Below are 17,010 nucleotides of genomic sequence, written 5' to 3' on the forward strand. Positions count from 1 at the left end.
CCCCTATGTTTGGAACCATTCCAGAATTCAATCAAAGCCTAGATATGTTTAAAACCATGTGGGGGCAAGGTGCCGCAGGTCAGGCTGGGCAGTTCCCCTTCACGGCAGATGCCTCCAAGGCTGCCGGTGGCTTTGCTTCAGCTTTTCCTGGCTTGGATGTAGATGAGCTTGAAAAGCGTATTAAAGACCTGAAAAGCGTTGAAAACTGGCTTAATTTGAACCTCAACATCCTCAAGTCGACTATTCAGGGTCTTGAAGTTCAGCATGCCACCATGATGGCGCTCAAATCCTTTGGTGATGCTGTCTCAGCAGCTAGCTCTGCAGCTAGCTCAACAAGCGCCCCAAAGGAAGAATCCAAGACTAAAACGACTAGCGCTAAGCCACGGAAAACCGCAACACGCCGTCCTCGCAAAGCTGGCGACGCAACTTTCCTCGACGAAGTAGGTAATTCAGATGAGCAATAGCCTCACCCATTGCAAATGTGAGTTGATGAATATCTAATTCACGTTTAAACAAGACCGGCACAATCTCTCTGGCATGTGCCGGTTTTTTACATGCGGCCAAAGTATCCGCCAAGCGATCATCATGATGCGCTTTGAGTTGCGCAACACGCGGCCTAATTCCAGTAAATGGTTTGCCGTGTGAAGGAAGTACCAATGTATCCTCAGGCAATACTAAATATTTTTCAATAGAATCAAGATATAAGCCTAGCGGATCTGCATCTGGATCTGCATCATAGACACTTACATTGGTAGAGATGCGAGGCAACAACATGTCTCCAGAAATCAACACTCCAAGATCTTTACAAAATAGTGAAGCATGCTCAGGCGCATGCCCATAGCCCATAATGACTTGCCAGGTACGACCACCTATTGAAATCAATTCGCCATCAATAATGCGGCGATATTGACGCGGCACTCCAGGAACCATATTGCTGTAGTAATTGGAGCGCCCGCGAATTTTTTCTAAATCTTCTGAGCCCGTTAAACCATGTCTTTGAAAGTGATCTGCAGAACCGCCACTGCCAGCGCGTGAACCAACTGCAGCACCACCCTCTTTGCAACTTAACCATTGAGCAGTTAAGTAATCTGTCATGGAAATCCACATAGGGACCTTCCATTTTTCACAGAGCCATTGGGATAGACCCACATGGTCAGGATGCATATGCGTCACTATCACGCGCAAGACTGGTAAGCCTTCAAGCTGAGTAGCAAACACTTGCTCCCAAGAGTTTCTTGTCTCTTCATTAGCAATACCGCAGTCCACAATCGTCCAACCCGCAACGCCATCAATTTCATCGCGCAGCAGCCAAAGATTGATGTGATCTAAAGCAAAGGGCAGGCGCATTCTGATCCAGCGAACACCTGGCGCAACCTCTAAGCTGCTACCCACTTCCGGAAGATTGTCTCCTAAGGGATAATGAATTGCAGCTTCAGCACTTGCTTTGTTTTGAGTATTCATGGCTTAGTGTTATTGATTGATTTTTTACTTCTAGGTTTGCTTTGACAACAGTTCCATCGCCTTGCATTAATTGGTGTGACATTAATCCTGAAAATGGTTACTGTCGTGGCTGCTATCGTACCTTGACTGAAATTGCTGATTGGTCAGATCTCACGAATCCTGAGAAGCTTGAGGTTTGGACACAACTTCCAAGTCGCAAACCCCAAGCACCGCAGTAATACCAATCTTTACTTCTTTTTTATTTATTGACGTCGACAATCAAACGTCCACGTACGTTACCCGCCATTAATTCTTGCGCGTATTTGATTGACTCCTCAAGCGTGATCTCATGAGAGATTTCATCTAAGGTCTTCAGATCCACCAACTGACTCAATTGCTCATAAGCAGCAATGCGTTTTGCACGCGGCACAGTCACACTATTAATGCCGTACAAAGTAACGCCGCGCAAAATAAATGGTGCAACACTTGAAGGAAAATCCATGCCCTGAGCCAAGCCACAAGCAGCTACAGCACCATCGCTCTTGGTCTGCGCGCACGCATTAGCCAGGGTATGACTACCCACACTATCAACCACTGCAGCCCAACGCTCTTTTGCTAATGGCTTGCCAGGAGCAGATAAGGTGGCGCGATCAATTACTTCAGTTGCACCCAATTTTTTCAGGTAATCCGCTTCAGCCATACGGCCGGTACTCGCGACAACAGTAAAACCTAGCTTGCTGAGAAGTGTGATGGCAAAGCTGCCAACGCCGCCTGCAGCACCAGTGACCAAAACCTCACCATCACTTGGCTTAAGCCCATGCTTTTGTAGTGCCATGACGCAGAGCATAGCGGTATAACCTGCGGTGCCAATGGCTAATGCTTGTTTAGCAGTAAATCCCTTGGGTAGCGGAATCAACCAATCGGCCTTCACACGGGCCTGCTGTCCTAAGCCGCCCCAATGCCCTTCCCCAACTCCCCAGCCGTTAAGAAGCACCATGTCGCCAGTCTTGAAGTCGGAACTGGTGCTTTCCATCACTTCACCAGCAAAATCGATTCCCGGCACCATTGGAAAGCTACGAACCACTGGTCCTTTGCCGGTGATAGCCAGGCCATCCTTGTAATTGAGAGTGGAATACAGGACCTTTACGCGAACATCGCCCTCTGGGAGGCTGGCCTCATCCACTTGGGCTAATTCTGCGCGATACCCTTGATCATCCTTATTTACCAATATTGCTTTAAACATGTCTCTTCCTTTTAGAACGAGGTATTTCCCCACAGCAATTGCTTAATAGGTTTATCCTAACGAGCATTGCTGATTATGGAGGTTTCCATGAAAAAAATTCTACTATTAACTACGATTTCTGGCTTGGCGCTGTCTGGCTGCTATTCCACCCAAATTAATATGTCCATGGGCAATATGCGCCTGATCACCTCTAGCGCAGCACCGCAGGATGTTATGGATTTCGCCACCAAGACCTGTAAAGATGATTTCTATGAAGGCGCCAGCTTTCTATCCAAGGCAGGCAATGAATATCGCTTCAGATGCGTAAAAGCCGAAGAGGATGAAATTTTGATTCCTATTCCCGGCACAACACTGACCGCTACAGCAAAAGCTGAAGCTAAATAAGTAAAGACTAATGACCCCGTTTACCTCACAAGAGCTGCGCAAAGGTTTCGCATCATTTGCAACTGGGGTCACTGTTATCACTTGCTTGGATGAGGAAAATAATTCTCACGGCATTACGATTAGCTCATTCAATACTGTCTCACTTGAGCCACCACTCATTCTTTGGAGTCTCAAGAAGCATTCAAGACTCATGCCTTGGGTTGAGCTTGGCAAGAAACATCTGATTCATGTGCTAGAGCGCTCTCAAGAGAATTTGGCAATGCATTTCGCTAATGTGAAGACCGATCAATTTAAGGGAATTGATCACAAGCTTGCGGCTAGCGGACTTACGCAGATTGATCATTGTGTAGCTTATTACGAATGTGAAACTGTTTGTGTTCACATAGGTGGTGATCACAACATCATTGTTGCCAAAGTGATTAACTTAAAAAATCATCCCGAGCGAGAGCCCCTCATTTTTGCGCGCAGCCAATTTGTTGGTCTCGATTTCACAGAAACTAAAGCCAGCTAATACCAATTTATCTTTGTAAGGAAATACCATGATGCGTTTATGGGGTCGAAAAAGTTCGATTAACGTTCAAAAAGTATTGTGGTGCCTTGCTGAGCTTGGACTCAAAGAAGGCAAAGACTTTGAGCGCATCGATGCTGGCCTGCAATTTGGAGTCAATAACACTCCAGAGTTTTTAAATCTCAACCCAAATGGCTTGGTACCTACACTGGAAGATGGTGAAGTGGTGCTTTGGGAATCCAATACCATCATGCGCTATTTAGCCCGTCAGCATGATCAGGCTGGGCGCTTTACAGCAGAAATTAAGACTCAGTACGAATCTGAGAAATGGATGGATTGGCAATTGGGCACGATGTGGCCAGCACTACGGATTGCATTTCTGGGTCTCACCAGAACACCAGAGGCAGAACGTAAATACGAATCCATTCTCAAGGGGTATCAAGAAACTAATCGTTTGCTTGGATTACTTGATCAAACATTGTCTAAGCAAAGCTATTGCGCAGGAAATCAATTTCAGATTGGCGATATTGCTCTAGCCCTGTGTGTCAGCCGTTGGGCTCTTCTGAATCAAACCTTTCCACAGCAAACGGGCGAGCGTGCAGCCCATAAGAATATTGATACTTGGATGAAGCGCCTAGAGACAGAAACCTGCTTTAACGATATTGCTGAAAAAGAACTCAATATCGTTAAATAATTTTTCTGTCTTTCATTTTTTACTGCTGCTTAAATTTCTTAGCGTGGTGATCGGCACCAATAAATAAGTACATTGCCGGTACTACAAAGAGTGTAAACAGCGTACCAATTGATAGGCCAGTGAAAATCACGATGCCCATGGATTTACGTCCTGCTGCACCAGCCCCAGATGCAATCACTAAAGGTAGTACGCCCAGAACCATCGCCGCAGTCGTCATTAAAATGGGACGTAGACGAACACTGCTTGCCTCAACAATAGCATCAAGCTTGCTACGCCCCGCTTCTTGCAGCTCGTTCGCAAACTCCACAATCAAAATGCCATGCTTACTAATCAAGCCCATCAGGGTAACTAAGCCAACCTGGGTATAGACGTTTAAGGTAGTGAATCCTAAATTAATAAAAATCAGGGCGCCGAATAAGGCTAGCGGCACAGAAACCAAAATCACAATCGGATCCCGGAAACTTTCAAACTGCGCTGCAAGCACTAAGAACACAATCAAGATCGCAAAGAACATGGTGACCAAGAATCCACCAGATTCAGCCATAAATTGGCGTGACGGGCCTGCGTAGTCCATGGTGTAACCGTTCGGCGCAACCTCTTTCAGAGTCTGACGCATGTACTCCAATAAATCCGCTTGCGAAATAAATGGAGTGCTTACACCCGAGATTGTTGCTGAATTCAATTGCTGGAAGTGGTTGATAGACTGCGGTACCACTCTTTGTTTAATCGTTGCGATAGTGCGCGCTTGAACCATCGCACCGCTTGGTGTGCGAATATAGTAATCCAATATTTGATCTGGATTTAAACGATCCACTTGCTTCACTTGTGGGATCACGCGATAAGAACGTCCAGCTACAGAGAAGTAGTTAACGTAGCCACCACCTAAAGCAGCAGATAAAGCAGCGCCGACTTGTTGCTGGGTCATACCTAATGCAGCGACTTTTTCTCGATCAATCTCTAAAACATCTTGTGGCTTATCAATCTTAAGATCAGAATCTACGAAGAAGAAGTTGCCACTGCGGCGCGCTTTATCAAGCACTGCTTGCGAGACTTCATTTAACGCTGCATAAGATTCCGTTGTATTGATAACAACCTGCACAGGCAAGCCTTGAGCGCCCGGCAAAGCCGGGAACTGGAAGGCAGCCACGCGTGCGCCTGCAATAGAGTTCCACTTTTGCTGCATATCTTCTTGGAACTTGGTTGCATTACGACTGCGCTCACCCCAGTCTTTAAGCAAGATACCGCCAAAGCTCGAAGTTGGGCTGGTGATCTGAAAAGCCTGTTCGTATTCTGGTTCTGCAGCGGCAATTGCGTAGATTTGATCTGCATAAGTCTGCATTTGCGTCACCGTACTATTGGGAGGTCCTGATGCTTGCATCAAAACAATGCCCTGGTCTTCAGTTGGCGCCAATTCAGCACGCGCCGTTGAGTACAAATAAGCTACGCCACCTAACAAGATGACGCCCATCACGATGATGACCTGCCAAGTGCTTAGCAAATCACGTAAAGTGGTTTGATAGCTGTGATGTACCTTCTCAAAAATACGATCAATCTTTTGTACAAAAGGTGAAGCCTCTTGCTCTTCGGTAAAGATGCGAGAGCACATCATTGGGGATAGCGTCAAAGCAATCAATCCTGAAACCGCTACTGCACTAGCCAAAGTAAAGGCAAATTCGGTAAACAGTGCACCCGTTAGGCCACCCTGAAAGCCAATCGGGATATACACCGCAATCAGCACTACCGTCATCGCCAAAATTGGGCCGCCTAATTCGCGGGCAGCAATTAAAGATGCCTCTAGTGGTGACTTACCTTCTTTCATGTGGCGGTCAACGTTTTCCACCACGATGATGGCATCGTCCACCACCAATCCAATTGCCAAGACCAGAGCGAGAAGGGTAAGCAAGTTAATCGAATAACCCAGCACTTGCATGAGGAAGAAAGTACCAATGAGCGATAAAGGCATTGCAATTACTGGAACAGCAACCGCACGAGCACTACCCAAGAAGAGGTAGATCACCACAGTCACAATCACCAAGGCCTCTATTAAAGTAGACACCACTTCATCAATAGAGCTAGTAATAAATTTGGTAGAGTCATAAACAATCTTGCCCGTCATGCCAGTGGGTAATTGCTTCTGAATATCTGGCACAACATCCCGCACACGCTGCGCTACATCTAATAGGTTAGCCTGCGGCGCAACCTTAATAGCAATAAATACTGACCTCTTACCGCTGAAGGCAACGTTCGTGTTGTAGTCCTCAGAACCCATAGTGACATTGGCCACTTGGTCTAAGTACACAATATTCACGCCATCTTTTTTAATGACTAACTTGCGAAACTCATCCAGGGTATGCAAGTCGGTGCCAGCAACCAAGTCAACCGAGACCATCTCGCCTTTGGTGCTTCCAACTGCAGACAAGTAATTGTTTGCTGACATTGCGTTATAAACATCATCTGCGCCCACACCAAGACCGGCCATCTTCTCTCGATCCAACCAGGCGCGCAAGGCAAATTTACGTCCACCAGTAATCTCTGCATTCTGAACCCCCTCAACAGAATCCAGCTTTGGCTTTACAACTCGCAGTAGATAGTCGGTAATAGCATTATTGGGGATGTCATCGCTATAGAAACCCATATACATTGCGGCAGTAGATTGCCCTACCTGCACTGTCAAAATAGGTTGTTGTGCCTGCGGTGGCAACTGATTTTTTACCGCACCAATTTGAGTCTGTATCTGCGTTAATGCCGCGTTTGAGTCATAGTTCAACTTCAAAGTTGCAGTAATAGTGGAGACTCCACTCACGCTGGCAGAAGATAAGTAATCAATACCTTGCGCCTGAGCTATAGATGCCTCGAGAGGCTGCGTAATAAAGCCTGCAATCGTTTCAGGGTCGGCACCATAGTAGGCCGTAGTGATTGTCACAATCGCATTTTGCGTTTGCGGGTATTGGTTTACAGGCAAAGAACCAATTGCCTTTAAACCAAAAATCAATACAAGAGCACTCACCACCATAGAGAGTACTGGCCTGCGGATGAATATGTCAGTCCAATTCATCTGCTATTTATTCCTGCGGCTTTGGATCAGGTGAATTAGCTGGCTGCACCTTGTTATTAATAATTAGTGGCGTGCCATTCTTGAGCTTGAGCTGGCCACTAGTAACCACCGTTGCGCCTTCATCAACACCCTTCAAAATGGCCACTTGATCACCACGAGTTAATCCAGTCGTTACAAATACCTGTTGTGCCTCAAGAGCTGGATTGCCTTGCTTATCTTTCTTGCCAGTAGGTTTTGCAATAAAGATGGTCGAGCCATACGGGTTATAGGTAACTGCCGTCTGGGGTAGGGTCAGGTATTTCACTTGATCGCCCAGCTTGATATTCACATTAGCAAACATGCCTGGCAGAATTTTCTTATCCGGATTAGCGAGTTGCGCCTCGACTTGAATATTGCGGGTATTGCTATCGACCTTTGGACTAACAGCAGTAATCTTGCCCGTGAAGCTTGCATCCTTAAATGCATCGGTAGTCACCTGAACCTCTTGGCCAACCTGAATGAGTTCAGCATTGTTTTGCGGTAAGTTGAAATCCACAAAAATAGGGTCTAAGGTTTGTAACGTTAGTAGCTTATCGCCAGGATTTACATACTGTCCTGGATTGATAGAAACAATACCTACCCGGCCACTAAATGGTGCTTTGAGGTTTTTCTTGGCCACTAAAGCAGTCTGCTGCTCCACCTGTGCTTGTTTTGATTTGGAATCAGCAGCACTCGTATCAAATACGTTCTTACTAATTGCCTGAATTGCTAACTGCTGTCTATCGCGCTCATTAATGACTTTAGCTAGGTCAGACATTGCTTTTAAAGAATTTAATTGGGCTACATCAGATGCATCATTTAATTTAATGAGGAGTTCGCCTTCTTTAACGTCTTGACCTGACTTAATGGGCACAGTCTGTACTAAGCCGCCAATCTCAGTGCTGAGCTCAACACCCCTAAATGCGCGGACATTACCCACGCTGGTTAACATGGGCTGCCATTCTGTATTTGCAATCACCATGGTGGAAACCGTTGCAGGAGGCAATCCCATACCCGCGATGAAATGCTTAATCATGAAAGTCTTCAGCTGATTGAAAGCGAAGATTAGGCCCAATAATAAAAATACACCGCAAAGCATGATAGTCATACGACGTTGCAAAGGTTCCATTGCCATGAGCTTTTCATGGGCCTTGGTACCACGCCATTTCTGACCCATGCGCGCCCAAAAGGCTTTGGTCTTTTCCCAAAGCGCAATTGCTCTCTCACGCAATTTCCATTCAATTGCTTTACGTTGCAGCCATGCCCATAAGGCAAGAACCAAAGCAACGAGCTTGTTCTTAATTTGTTCCAGAAGTTTCATTTTGATCTTTGTTCGCTATGTCTTTTGGTTTAAAAGCAGGGCCTTCACGATTCCACCAGCCGCCGCCTAATGCTGCAAATAAAGCTGCCGTATCTGAGAAGCGAGTTGCTTGTGCTGCAACCGATTTCACTTTTGCTTGCTGATACTGATTTTGGTAATAGAGCACTGCTAAATAACTAGCCGTACCGAGTTTGTACTGTTGCTGCACTAAGTCCAAAGTTTCGTAGGCATAACGCTCTGCGTCCGATGCTGCTTTGAGTGCTTGCGCACCAGTCTCTAGTGCGCGTAATGCATTGGCTACTTCTTGGAATGCATTTAAGACGGTTGCCTGATATTGAAAAGCAGCCTGCTCATAGTTCGCAATGGCGCCACGACGCTGCGCCAAAAGCTGGCCACCCTGAAACAATGGTTGCAAGATACCGCCACCCAAAGTCCATAACGCAGAGTTCGGCCCAAACAGTCCATTGGATGTCAGTGCGGCAGCACCAATAGATCCCGTGATATTAAATTGCGGCAATAAGTTTGCCGTTGCAACGCCCACAAAAGCATTTTGAGCTTTTAACTGGGCTTCAGCCGCCCGCACATCAGGACGTTGCCGCACCAGGCTGGAAGGCACCGATAGAGGTAGCTTCTCTGGCAAATGCAAATTGGCCAGATCAAACTTGGCAATATTGGCGTTGCTCGGAATCTCTCCCACTAATACTGCCAATTGATTGCGTGCAAATGCGAGATTTCTTTCGTAGTTAAAGAGATCCACTTGAGAGTTTGATACCAGGGTTCGCTGGGATGTGACGTCTACCTTAGAAACCGTACCAATGATTAATTGTTTCTCAGTTACCTCGGCAAGATTCGTTTGAGCCTTCAGAATTTCTTCTGTGGCTTGCATCTGTGCACGTAACGCGGCCTCTTTAACAGCACTCGTCACTACGTTAGCTGTTAACGACAGGTACGCACCCTCTAATTGAAACTGCGCAACCTCTGCTTGAGCACGCGCACCTTCAACCGCCCTCCGAGCTCCACCAAAGACATCTAACTTATAAGTTACATTGACTGAAGTGTTGTAGAGGTTATAAGTATCGGAACCATAGTTCATGCCGTACACAGCTGAAGGTTGTTTTTGTCTTATGGCATTTGCACCAAGGCCAATTGCCGGAAAATATTGGCCGCCAATTTGTGCGTTGACGTTTTCTTGGGCAGCACGCAATGCTGCATCGGCTGCGCCTAAATTTGGATTTTGCTCAAGCGCTCTTTTAATCAACGCATCAAGTTCAGGGGATTTATAAAGCTCCCACCATTGCGCTTCAATATCTGCGCCTTCAACAAACTCTTGATCTGTGCCGCCCGGTACTCCAGGTGCGGTAGTGAGCTTCTTAGCTACAGGGGTTTCTGTATAGGAAGAGGTCTTAGGTGCTTCAGGTTGTTTGAAGTCTGGGCCGACTGCGCATGCAGAGAGAGCTAGCGCGCAAATTAGCGGAAGCAATTTCAAACCTGAAAGACGGGGCATCGACAGAAACATAAGTTGCAACAAATATCCTCTTTTACAATAGTTATTTGACCACAGAAATGCAATCAGGGCTTCGTAAAGCCCTGATTTATCTACTGAATTTTGTCCACAACTTTAGATGAATGTCAAACGGGCGAAAAATTATTCAACCGTAACGCTCTTTGCTAGATTTCTGGGTTTATCAACATCAGTGCCGCGTGCGCAGGCTGTGTGATAAGCCAACAGCTGTAAAGGAACTACGTGCAATATAGGGGAGAGGTTGCCGTAGTGTTCAGGCAGCTTGATGACATTGATACCTTCACTACTGGAGATGTGAGTATCTTGATCAGCAAAAACATATAGCTTGCCACCGCGTGCTTTGACTTCTTGCATATTGGATTTGAGTTTCTCCAATAAGACGTCATTAGGTGCAACAGTAACAACCGGCATCTTGTCTGTAACTAGAGCAAGCGGCCCATGCTTTAACTCACCTGCTGGATAAGCTTCAGCATGAATATAAGAAATCTCTTTGAGCTTTAATGCGCCTTCAAGCGCAATTGGATAGTGCATTCCACGGCCAAGGAATAGGGCATTTTCACATTTAGAAAATGCCTCGCTCCAAGCAATAATTTGTGGCTCAAGCGCTAGTACTGCATGCAGTGCTTTCGGTAGGTGACGCAAGTCACGCAGTAACTCTTTTTCTTTTTCAGGGGATATTCTGCCATCGCGTTTAGCAATCGAAACCGCTAAGAGATAAAGCGCTAAAAGCTGCGTAGTAAATGCCTTTGTTGAAGCTACTCCAATTTCAGCACCAGCCTTGGTCAAGAAATGCCAATCGGTTTCACGAACCATAGCACTACTAGCCACGTTGCATATAGCCAAAGTAAAGCGGTGACCCAAACTCTTAGCATGACGCAATGCCGCCAAAGTATCTGCTGTCTCACCAGATTGTGAAACCACCACAATAAGTGTTTTTGGATTAGGTACAGTGGTGCGGTAGCGATACTCACTCGCAATTTCTACTTGAGTCGGAATGCCAGCAATATCTTCTAGCCAATATTTAGCAACACATGCAGAGTAATAACTTGTGCCACATGCCAATATTAAAATCTGCTCGAAAGCTCTCCAGTCTTCTGGCTTAGCTTCAAATAGTTCAGGGCCAAAGTCAGCGATATTAGCAAGCGTGTCGCCAATTGCTCTAGGCTGCTCAAAGATTTCTTTTTGCATGTAATGCTGATAAGGGCCGAGATCAACTGAGTCAGCTTGAGCTGGCATAGGCTTCAACTCTCTTTGGGCGACCTTACCAGCTTGATCAATTACCTCAACGGAATCAGCCTTGAGAACAACTACATCACCTTCTTCCAAATACATAATGGAATGAGCGCGTCCTGCCAATGCCAAAGCATCAGAAGCCAAAAAGTGCTCATGATCACCAATAGCAACCACCAAAGGAGATCCAACGCGGGCGCCTACTAAAATGCTTGGATTATCTTGAGAGATAACGCCAATAGCGTATGCGCCATGCAATTGAGGGAGCACCGCTCTTACCGATGCTGCAATATCTTTTTGGCCACTAGCAACATATTGCTGGTGAATTAAATGGGCGATAACTTCAGTATCTGTTTCAGAGGTAAACACATATCCAGCAGCCTTTAAATCTGAGCGCAGAACTTCATAGTTCTCAATAATGCCGTTATGTACGACTGCAATTAAATCGTTTGAAGTATGTGGGTGTGCATTTTGGGTATCTGGCTTACCGTGGGTAGCCCAACGTGTGTGCGCAATACCCAAGGTGCCGAAAAAATCTTTACCTTGCTCACCTAATTCAGAAACACGTGCAGTAGTTCGAGCTCTTTCGATGGGATGCTTGGCATCCTCACCATTAATTACCGCAAAACCACAAGAGTCATAGCCACGGTACTCTAGGCGGCGTAAACCCTCAACCAAAACATCAACAATATTTTTACGGGAAGCCGCGCCAACAATGCCGCACATTATTTTTTACCCTTTGCAGTTTTCTTAACCGGCTTCTTGACGGCCTTCTTCACAGCCGTCTTTGATGCTGCTTTTTTTACTGGTTTCTTTTCTTGCTTGACAGGGCGCTGCCACTGTAAGGAAATTTGTTTTGCTCGAGATACAGTCAGTTGATTGGCAGGAGCATCTTTAGTCAAAGTTGTTCCCGCACCCAATGTGGCGCCACGGCCAACACGCACAGGTGCAACCAACTGAGTATCCGAGCCAATGAAGACATCATCCTCAATAATGGTCTGATGTTTGTTAACGCCATCGTAGTTACAAGTAATAGTGCCAGCACCAATGTTGACTCTGGAGCCAACAATAGAGTCGCCCACATAAGTCAAATGATTGGCTTTGCTATTAGCAGCAATTTTGCTGTTCTTCACTTCTACGAAATTACCAATATGTACATCGTTTGATAAATCTGCGCCAGGACGCAAACGAGCATAAGGGCCAATTAATGATTGATTGCCCACTTTTGCGCCGTCCACATGGCTATATGCATAAATAGAAACGCCTTTGCCGATCACGCTATTGCGAATCACGCAATATGGTCCAACCTTAGTACCAGTATCTAGAGTTACACAACCTTCAAATACACAACCAACATCAATTGATACATCAGTGCCGCACTCTAAGGTGCCACGTACATCAATACGCGCAGGATCAGCAAGCGATACGCCTGCATCCATTAATTGATAAGCATTATTGAGTTGGTGTACACGCTCTAATGCAGCAAGTTGATCACGACTATTGACACCAATAGTTTCAAACTCATCATCAGCTTGCGTTGTTCGAATCGGCACGCCATCTTTAACAGCCATAGCAATCACGTCAGTCAAGTAGTACTCGCCTTGTGCATTGCTGGCGCGTAAAGACTTGAGCCACTTCTTTAATGAGTTCGTTGGCAATACCATGATGCCGGTGTTAATTTCTTGAATCGATTTTTGCGCTGGCGTTGCATCTTTCTCTTCAACAATCTCTTTTACAGAGCCGTCAGCATCGCGCACGATGCGGCCATAGCCAGTAGGGTTGCTGAGGTTCTGTGTCAGCAAAGCTAATGCAGAGTCTTGTCCTCTAACGCCATCAGCTAACTTTGCTAATTTGGCTAGCGTCTTTTTTGTAGTGAGGGGAACATCGCCATATAAAACTAAAGTTGGCTCTTGAACATCTAATTTAGGTAGGGCTTGTAATAGCGCGTGACCCGTTCCTTTTTGCTCTGATTGCAGCGCAGTGCTTACTTTGCCAAAGCTTGGATCTTCCTTGCCGGCATTTAATAAGAATGTCTTTACATCTGCCGCACCATGACCAACCACTACAACGGGGCCAGATTTAGCCTTCTTATCCTGTAGCGAAAGAGCGGTATTGAGAACGTGTTGGAGCAGAGGTTTGCCTGCGAGAGTTTGCAGGACCTTTGGCAGAGCGGATTTCATCCGCTTTCCTTGCCCAGCAGCCAAAATGACGATATTCATAAAGGGGGATTATAAGTCCCCTGAATCATGGTTCCACAGGCTAATTCATCCAATTCAGCCTCATCAATTGCCCTGTCGCCAGAAGATCTAGCAGCAATACCCGCTAACTCGGTGGAAATCTCCAGATTTTTGAAATCAAAGGCTTCACCATCCATCAAATGGGATGGGACGATGTGATGCATAGAGCGGAACAAGTTCTCCACTCGACCTGGATGCTTCTTTTCCCAATCGCGCAGCATTTCTTTCATGACCTGGCGCTGCAAATTGGGCTGACTTCCACATAAATCACAAGGAATAATCGGGAAGTTCATATCTGCCGCATAACGTTCAAGCAGTTTCTCAGGGACATATGCCAAGGGGCGAATCACTATATGCTTGCCATCATCTGAGCGTAACTTGGGCGGCATCCCTTTTAGTTTGCCCGCATAAAACATATTGAGCATTAAAGTTTCTAGAATGTCATCACGATGATGGCCTAAAGCAATCTTCGTTGCGCCCAACTCATCTGCAACACGATACAAAATGCCACGGCGTAAGCGTGAGCATAATCCGCAAGTAGTTTTACCCTCAGGAATCACACGCTTCACAATGCTGTAAGTATCTTGCTCTTCGATGTGATACTGAACACCTAAACTCTTTAAATAATTGGGCAAGATTTCAGCAGGGAAGTTAGGCTGCTTCTGATCTAAGTTCACTGCAACAATTTCAAAATTGATTGGTGCACGCTCACGCAGCTTCATCAGAATATCGAGCATGGCATAGCTATCTTTACCGCCCGATACACACACCATCACTTTGTCACCATCTTCAATCATGCCAAAGTCACCAATGGCCTGACCTACCAAGCGGCAGAGTTTCTTCTCTAGCTTGTTTTCTTCGAAGACAACTTTACGAATATCGCCCATAAGAGTTCTTTTCTAAATTCTATTTAAGAAGTCTTGATACGAAATACTTCAACGCCTACCGAGTGGCAATCTGGATAGACATCTGGCTTAGCCGTACTTACACGCGCAGCCAACACCTTTGGGTGAAGCAACATTGCCGTCACGATGTCATCGCAGAAGGTTTCCTGCAAATGAATATGCCCCTGAAAGGCCCGAGCCTTAATAGTTTCGCGCATGAAGTCGTAATCCACCACTTCATCCAACTGATCATTCGTTGGCGTATTCATGTCAAGGGGAATATATAAGTCCACATTGAGGATGACGCGCTGCTCTGCTTTTTTCTCAAAGTCATGAACTCCGATGTTGATATAAATCTCATAGTCCCGGAGAAATAAACGGCGACAGTCAACAAGAGCGGGATGAGAAAGAATAGCGTGCATGTATGTTTGCTTTTTAAAAATACTTAATTAGTTTTGAACATCACATCACGTGATGATGGCAATAAATGTTGCCCGCCGTCCACATATAAGGTGGTTCCGGTGATGGCGCTAGAGTCCGCCAAAAATACGGCTGCCTTTGCAATATCTGCTGGTGTTGAGGATCTTCCCAGTGGCGTCATTTGATGTGCTTTGGAAAAACCATCCATTGTTTGATCGCCTGATGGCAAAGAGATTCCTGGTGCTAATCCGACTACACGCAGATGGGGCGCGAAATCCATTGCCAATAATTCAACAGAAGAAAGTAGCGCTGCTTTAGATAATGTGTAGGACAAATAATCTGGATTGAGATTAATCAACTTTTGATCTAACAATTGAATTACCGCTGGAATTACACCAAATGTATTTGGCTTACTTTTTTGAAACTCAAACATCTGCTGAGATAGCAAAATTGGCGCGGTTAAATTGACTTGCATATGGTCTTGCAAACTTTTTCCACTTAACGGGGTACCGGAGTTCGCGCGGTCATATTCAAAGATAGACGCGCTATTTACTAAGCAGGCCAAATTAGGGAATATCTTGCTGACAGCCAAAAAAAGATTTTTAGTGGCAGCCTCATCAGCCAAGTCCGCCTGGAAAGCTTGGGCTTTCACACCCATCATTTCGATTTCTCTGATGGTTTCTTGGGCCTCTTGCTCAGATCGCCCATAATGAACGGCAACATCCCAGCCCTGACGGGCAAACTGCAAGGCAATTTCTCGACCCAGGCGCTTGGCGGCGCCAGTCACTAAAACTGCTTTTCCTTGCTGGGATGGGGGCGTTGAACTAGGGTTCAATTAAATTCTCTTAGACTAGCGAGCTATGGATATTACCTTGACCAGCCTTGAAACGGAGCATAGTGCGCTTCTAAAGGCCCAAATAGCCTCTCAAATCGCCTTACAGGGCGGCTGGCTGCCATTCTCTCGCTATATGGAGATGGCTTTATATGAGCCCGGCATGGGCTATTACAGCGCTGGCGCTCACAAATTAGGTGCCGGCGGCGATTTCACTACTGCCCCTGAATTAAGCCCTCTCTTTGGCGCAGCCATTTGCTCCACTCTCCTACCGGTACTTGAGGGACTCAAGGAAAAAGGCCTTCCCACTCAAATCTTGGAGTTTGGCGCTGGGACAGGAAATCTTGCTACCTCAATACTGACCCGCCTCAATGATCTTGGCTTTCATTTGGATCGTTACGACATTATCGAAATTTCACCAGACTTAGCACAGCGCCAACAAGAAAGAATTAGAAATACTGTTGGACAACTTCATCTTAAGACCCAATGCAATTGGTTAACGGAGTTACCCGAAAATTTCAAAGGCATCATTCTGGCCAACGAAGTGATTGATGCGATTCCTTGTGATGCCATCATTTATCAAAATGGATTTTGGTATTGGTACGGTGTTGCATTTGAGAATGACAAACTGATCTGGAAAGTAGGCCCTCCAGTCGAACAACAATTACTTCCTGAAAGCCTTCTCAGCGGCAACTTCTCTGAAGGTTATGTCACCGAACTACACGCGCCAGCAAATGCATGGATGCAACAAGTTGCAAAACATTTAGATGCTGGCCTATTCCTCACGTTTGACTATGGATTTCCTGAGAGCGAGTACTATCACCCGCAAAGGCTTGAGGGCACCCTCATGGCCCATCATCGCCACCATGCAATTCAAGATCCATTTCATCTACCTGGTCTTTGCGATTTAACAACGCACGTTGAATGGTCCCAAATTGCTCGTAGCGCGTTGGCTGAAAATGTGGATGATGTATACCTTACCAACCAGGCTGCGTATCTATTAGATGCTGGCATTGGTGACATTGCTTTAGAAATTGGCGACCCAAGTGATCCAGAAACCTTCCTGCCGATCTCCAATTCTTTGCAAAAATTATTGTCTGAAGCAGAGATGGGCGAACTCTTTAAAGCTTTTGCATTTTCAAAGAAATTAGAAAGTTTGCTACCGGGATATGTACTCGAAGATCTGCCGGGCCTACGCGGCAGAAATAGGCTGTAGGCGCTC

At 45.9% G+C, this 17,010-nt stretch carries 16 protein-coding genes; 6 read left to right on the forward strand and 10 right to left on the reverse strand.

Annotation, left to right across the window (positions count from 1 at the left end):
- Positions 1–5 precede the first annotated feature (5 nt).
- Positions 6–464: a PhaM family polyhydroxyalkanoate granule multifunctional regulatory protein gene (locus VC182_RS05265; RefSeq protein WP_072582636.1), complete on the forward strand. Its 459-nt coding sequence runs from the start codon at positions 6–8 to the stop codon at positions 462–464.
- Here VC182_RS05265 and VC182_RS05270 read toward each other — a convergent pair.
- Positions 376–1,461: an MBL fold metallo-hydrolase gene (locus tag VC182_RS05270; protein ID WP_323484720.1), complete on the reverse strand. Its 1,086-nt coding sequence runs from the start codon at positions 1,459–1,461 to the stop codon at positions 376–378. The genes VC182_RS05265 and VC182_RS05270 overlap by 89 nt on opposite strands.
- Positions 1,462–1,502: 41 nt before the next feature.
- Here VC182_RS05270 and VC182_RS05275 point away from each other — a divergent pair, with 41 nt between their 5' ends.
- Entirely contained in the window at positions 1,503–1,679 is a 177-nt protein-coding gene (locus tag VC182_RS05275; protein WP_072582634.1) for a DUF1289 domain-containing protein, read from the forward strand.
- Positions 1,680–1,699: 20 nt separating this feature from the next.
- Here the strand turns inward: VC182_RS05275 and VC182_RS05280 are convergent, their stop codons facing one another.
- Entirely contained in the window at positions 1,700–2,683 is a 984-nt protein-coding gene (locus VC182_RS05280) for an MDR family oxidoreductase (RefSeq protein WP_323484721.1), read from the reverse strand.
- An 87-nt stretch (positions 2,684–2,770) separates the two neighbouring features.
- Here VC182_RS05280 and VC182_RS05285 point away from each other — a divergent pair, with 87 nt between their 5' ends.
- The 3 genes from VC182_RS05285 to VC182_RS05295 are packed head-to-tail and all read left to right on the forward strand — an operon-like array spanning position 2,771 to position 4,269.
- Positions 2,771–3,067 carry a hypothetical protein gene (locus VC182_RS05285; RefSeq protein WP_323484722.1) on the forward strand — a complete coding sequence of 99 codons (297 nt, stop codon included), beginning with the start codon at positions 2,771–2,773 and terminating at the stop codon, positions 3,065–3,067.
- A gap of 10 nt (positions 3,068–3,077) precedes the next feature.
- Positions 3,078–3,578 carry a flavin reductase family protein gene (locus VC182_RS05290; protein WP_072582631.1) on the forward strand — a complete coding sequence of 167 codons (501 nt, stop codon included), beginning with the start codon at positions 3,078–3,080 and terminating at the stop codon, positions 3,576–3,578.
- A 28-nt stretch (positions 3,579–3,606) separates the two neighbouring features.
- Positions 3,607–4,269, forward strand: coding sequence for a glutathione S-transferase family protein (locus tag VC182_RS05295; RefSeq protein ID WP_323484723.1), 663 nt, complete (start codon positions 3,607–3,609; stop codon positions 4,267–4,269).
- Positions 4,270–4,288: 19 nt separating this feature from the next.
- Here VC182_RS05295 and VC182_RS05300 read toward each other — a convergent pair whose 3' ends face one another.
- The 8 genes from VC182_RS05300 to VC182_RS05335 form a co-directional block, all read right to left on the reverse strand.
- Positions 4,289–7,324 (reverse strand): efflux RND transporter permease subunit, encoded by a 3,036-nt coding sequence (locus tag VC182_RS05300; RefSeq protein ID WP_323484724.1) that lies wholly within the window; start codon positions 7,322–7,324, stop codon positions 4,289–4,291.
- Between the two features lie 7 nt (positions 7,325–7,331).
- Positions 7,332–8,471 (reverse strand): efflux RND transporter periplasmic adaptor subunit, encoded by a 1,140-nt coding sequence (locus VC182_RS05305; protein WP_323484756.1) that lies wholly within the window; start codon positions 8,469–8,471, stop codon positions 7,332–7,334.
- 169 nt (positions 8,472–8,640) lie between these two features.
- Positions 8,641–10,167, reverse strand: coding sequence for an efflux transporter outer membrane subunit (locus VC182_RS05310; RefSeq protein ID WP_323484725.1), 1,527 nt, complete (start codon positions 10,165–10,167; stop codon positions 8,641–8,643).
- A 141-nt stretch (positions 10,168–10,308) separates the two neighbouring features.
- On the reverse strand, positions 10,309–12,141 hold the full coding sequence (gene glmS / locus VC182_RS05315; RefSeq protein WP_323484726.1) for a glutamine--fructose-6-phosphate transaminase (isomerizing): 1,833 nt from the start codon (positions 12,139–12,141) through the stop codon (positions 10,309–10,311).
- On the reverse strand, positions 12,141–13,634 hold the full coding sequence (gene glmU / locus VC182_RS05320; RefSeq protein ID WP_323484727.1) for a bifunctional UDP-N-acetylglucosamine diphosphorylase/glucosamine-1-phosphate N-acetyltransferase GlmU: 1,494 nt from the start codon (positions 13,632–13,634) through the stop codon (positions 12,141–12,143). Before glmU ends, glmS begins: the two co-directional genes overlap by 1 nt.
- Entirely contained in the window at positions 13,631–14,539 is a 909-nt protein-coding gene (gene ttcA / locus VC182_RS05325) for a tRNA 2-thiocytidine(32) synthetase TtcA (RefSeq protein WP_323484728.1), read from the reverse strand. Before ttcA ends, glmU begins: the two co-directional genes overlap by 4 nt.
- Positions 14,540–14,562: 23 nt before the next feature.
- On the reverse strand, positions 14,563–14,958 hold the full coding sequence (locus VC182_RS05330; RefSeq protein WP_072582625.1) for a dihydroneopterin aldolase: 396 nt from the start codon (positions 14,956–14,958) through the stop codon (positions 14,563–14,565).
- A 23-nt stretch (positions 14,959–14,981) separates the two neighbouring features.
- Positions 14,982–15,791 carry an SDR family oxidoreductase gene (locus tag VC182_RS05335; protein WP_072582624.1) on the reverse strand — a complete coding sequence of 270 codons (810 nt, stop codon included), beginning with the start codon at positions 15,789–15,791 and terminating at the stop codon, positions 14,982–14,984.
- A 25-nt stretch (positions 15,792–15,816) separates the two neighbouring features.
- Between VC182_RS05335 and VC182_RS05340 the strand changes: the two genes are divergently transcribed.
- Positions 15,817–17,004, forward strand: a complete 1,188-nt coding sequence (locus VC182_RS05340) for a class I SAM-dependent methyltransferase (RefSeq protein WP_323484729.1) — start codon at positions 15,817–15,819, stop codon at positions 17,002–17,004.
- Positions 17,005–17,010 lie beyond the last annotated feature (6 nt).

Source organism: Polynucleobacter sp. AP-Nickl1-40-C4 (genome assembly GCF_035012665.1).
In the GTDB taxonomy this organism is placed as follows: domain Bacteria; phylum Pseudomonadota; class Gammaproteobacteria; order Burkholderiales; family Burkholderiaceae; genus Polynucleobacter.

What these genes read in the sequence shown, in the direction of transcription:
- VC182_RS05265 (WP_072582636.1), top strand. Translation starts at nt 6, where the DNA reads ATGTTTGGAACCATTCCAGAATTCAATCAAAGCCTAGATATGTTTAAA.
- VC182_RS05270 (WP_323484720.1), bottom strand. Translation starts at nt 1,461, where the DNA reads ATGAATACTCAAAACAAAGCAAGTGCTGAAGCTGCAATTCATTATCCC.
- VC182_RS05280 (WP_323484721.1), bottom strand. Translation starts at nt 2,683, where the DNA reads ATGTTTAAAGCAATATTGGTAAATAAGGATGATCAAGGGTATCGCGCA.
- VC182_RS05285 (WP_323484722.1), top strand. Translation starts at nt 2,771, where the DNA reads ATGAAAAAAATTCTACTATTAACTACGATTTCTGGCTTGGCGCTGTCT.
- VC182_RS05290 (WP_072582631.1), top strand. Translation starts at nt 3,078, where the DNA reads ATGACCCCGTTTACCTCACAAGAGCTGCGCAAAGGTTTCGCATCATTT.
- VC182_RS05295 (WP_323484723.1), top strand. Translation starts at nt 3,607, where the DNA reads ATGATGCGTTTATGGGGTCGAAAAAGTTCGATTAACGTTCAAAAAGTA.
- VC182_RS05300 (WP_323484724.1), bottom strand. Translation starts at nt 7,324, where the DNA reads ATGAATTGGACTGACATATTCATCCGCAGGCCAGTACTCTCTATGGTG.
- VC182_RS05305 (WP_323484756.1), bottom strand. Translation starts at nt 8,471, where the DNA reads ATGGAACCTTTGCAACGTCGTATGACTATCATGCTTTGCGGTGTATTT.
- VC182_RS05310 (WP_323484725.1), bottom strand. Translation starts at nt 10,167, where the DNA reads ATGCCCCGTCTTTCAGGTTTGAAATTGCTTCCGCTAATTTGCGCGCTA.
- glmS (WP_323484726.1), bottom strand. Translation starts at nt 12,141, where the DNA reads ATGTGCGGCATTGTTGGCGCGGCTTCCCGTAAAAATATTGTTGATGTT.
- glmU (WP_323484727.1), bottom strand. Translation starts at nt 13,634, where the DNA reads ATGAATATCGTCATTTTGGCTGCTGGGCAAGGAAAGCGGATGAAATCC.
- ttcA (WP_323484728.1), bottom strand. Translation starts at nt 14,539, where the DNA reads ATGGGCGATATTCGTAAAGTTGTCTTCGAAGAAAACAAGCTAGAGAAG.
- VC182_RS05330 (WP_072582625.1), bottom strand. Translation starts at nt 14,958, where the DNA reads ATGCACGCTATTCTTTCTCATCCCGCTCTTGTTGACTGTCGCCGTTTA.
- VC182_RS05340 (WP_323484729.1), top strand. Translation starts at nt 15,817, where the DNA reads ATGGATATTACCTTGACCAGCCTTGAAACGGAGCATAGTGCGCTTCTA.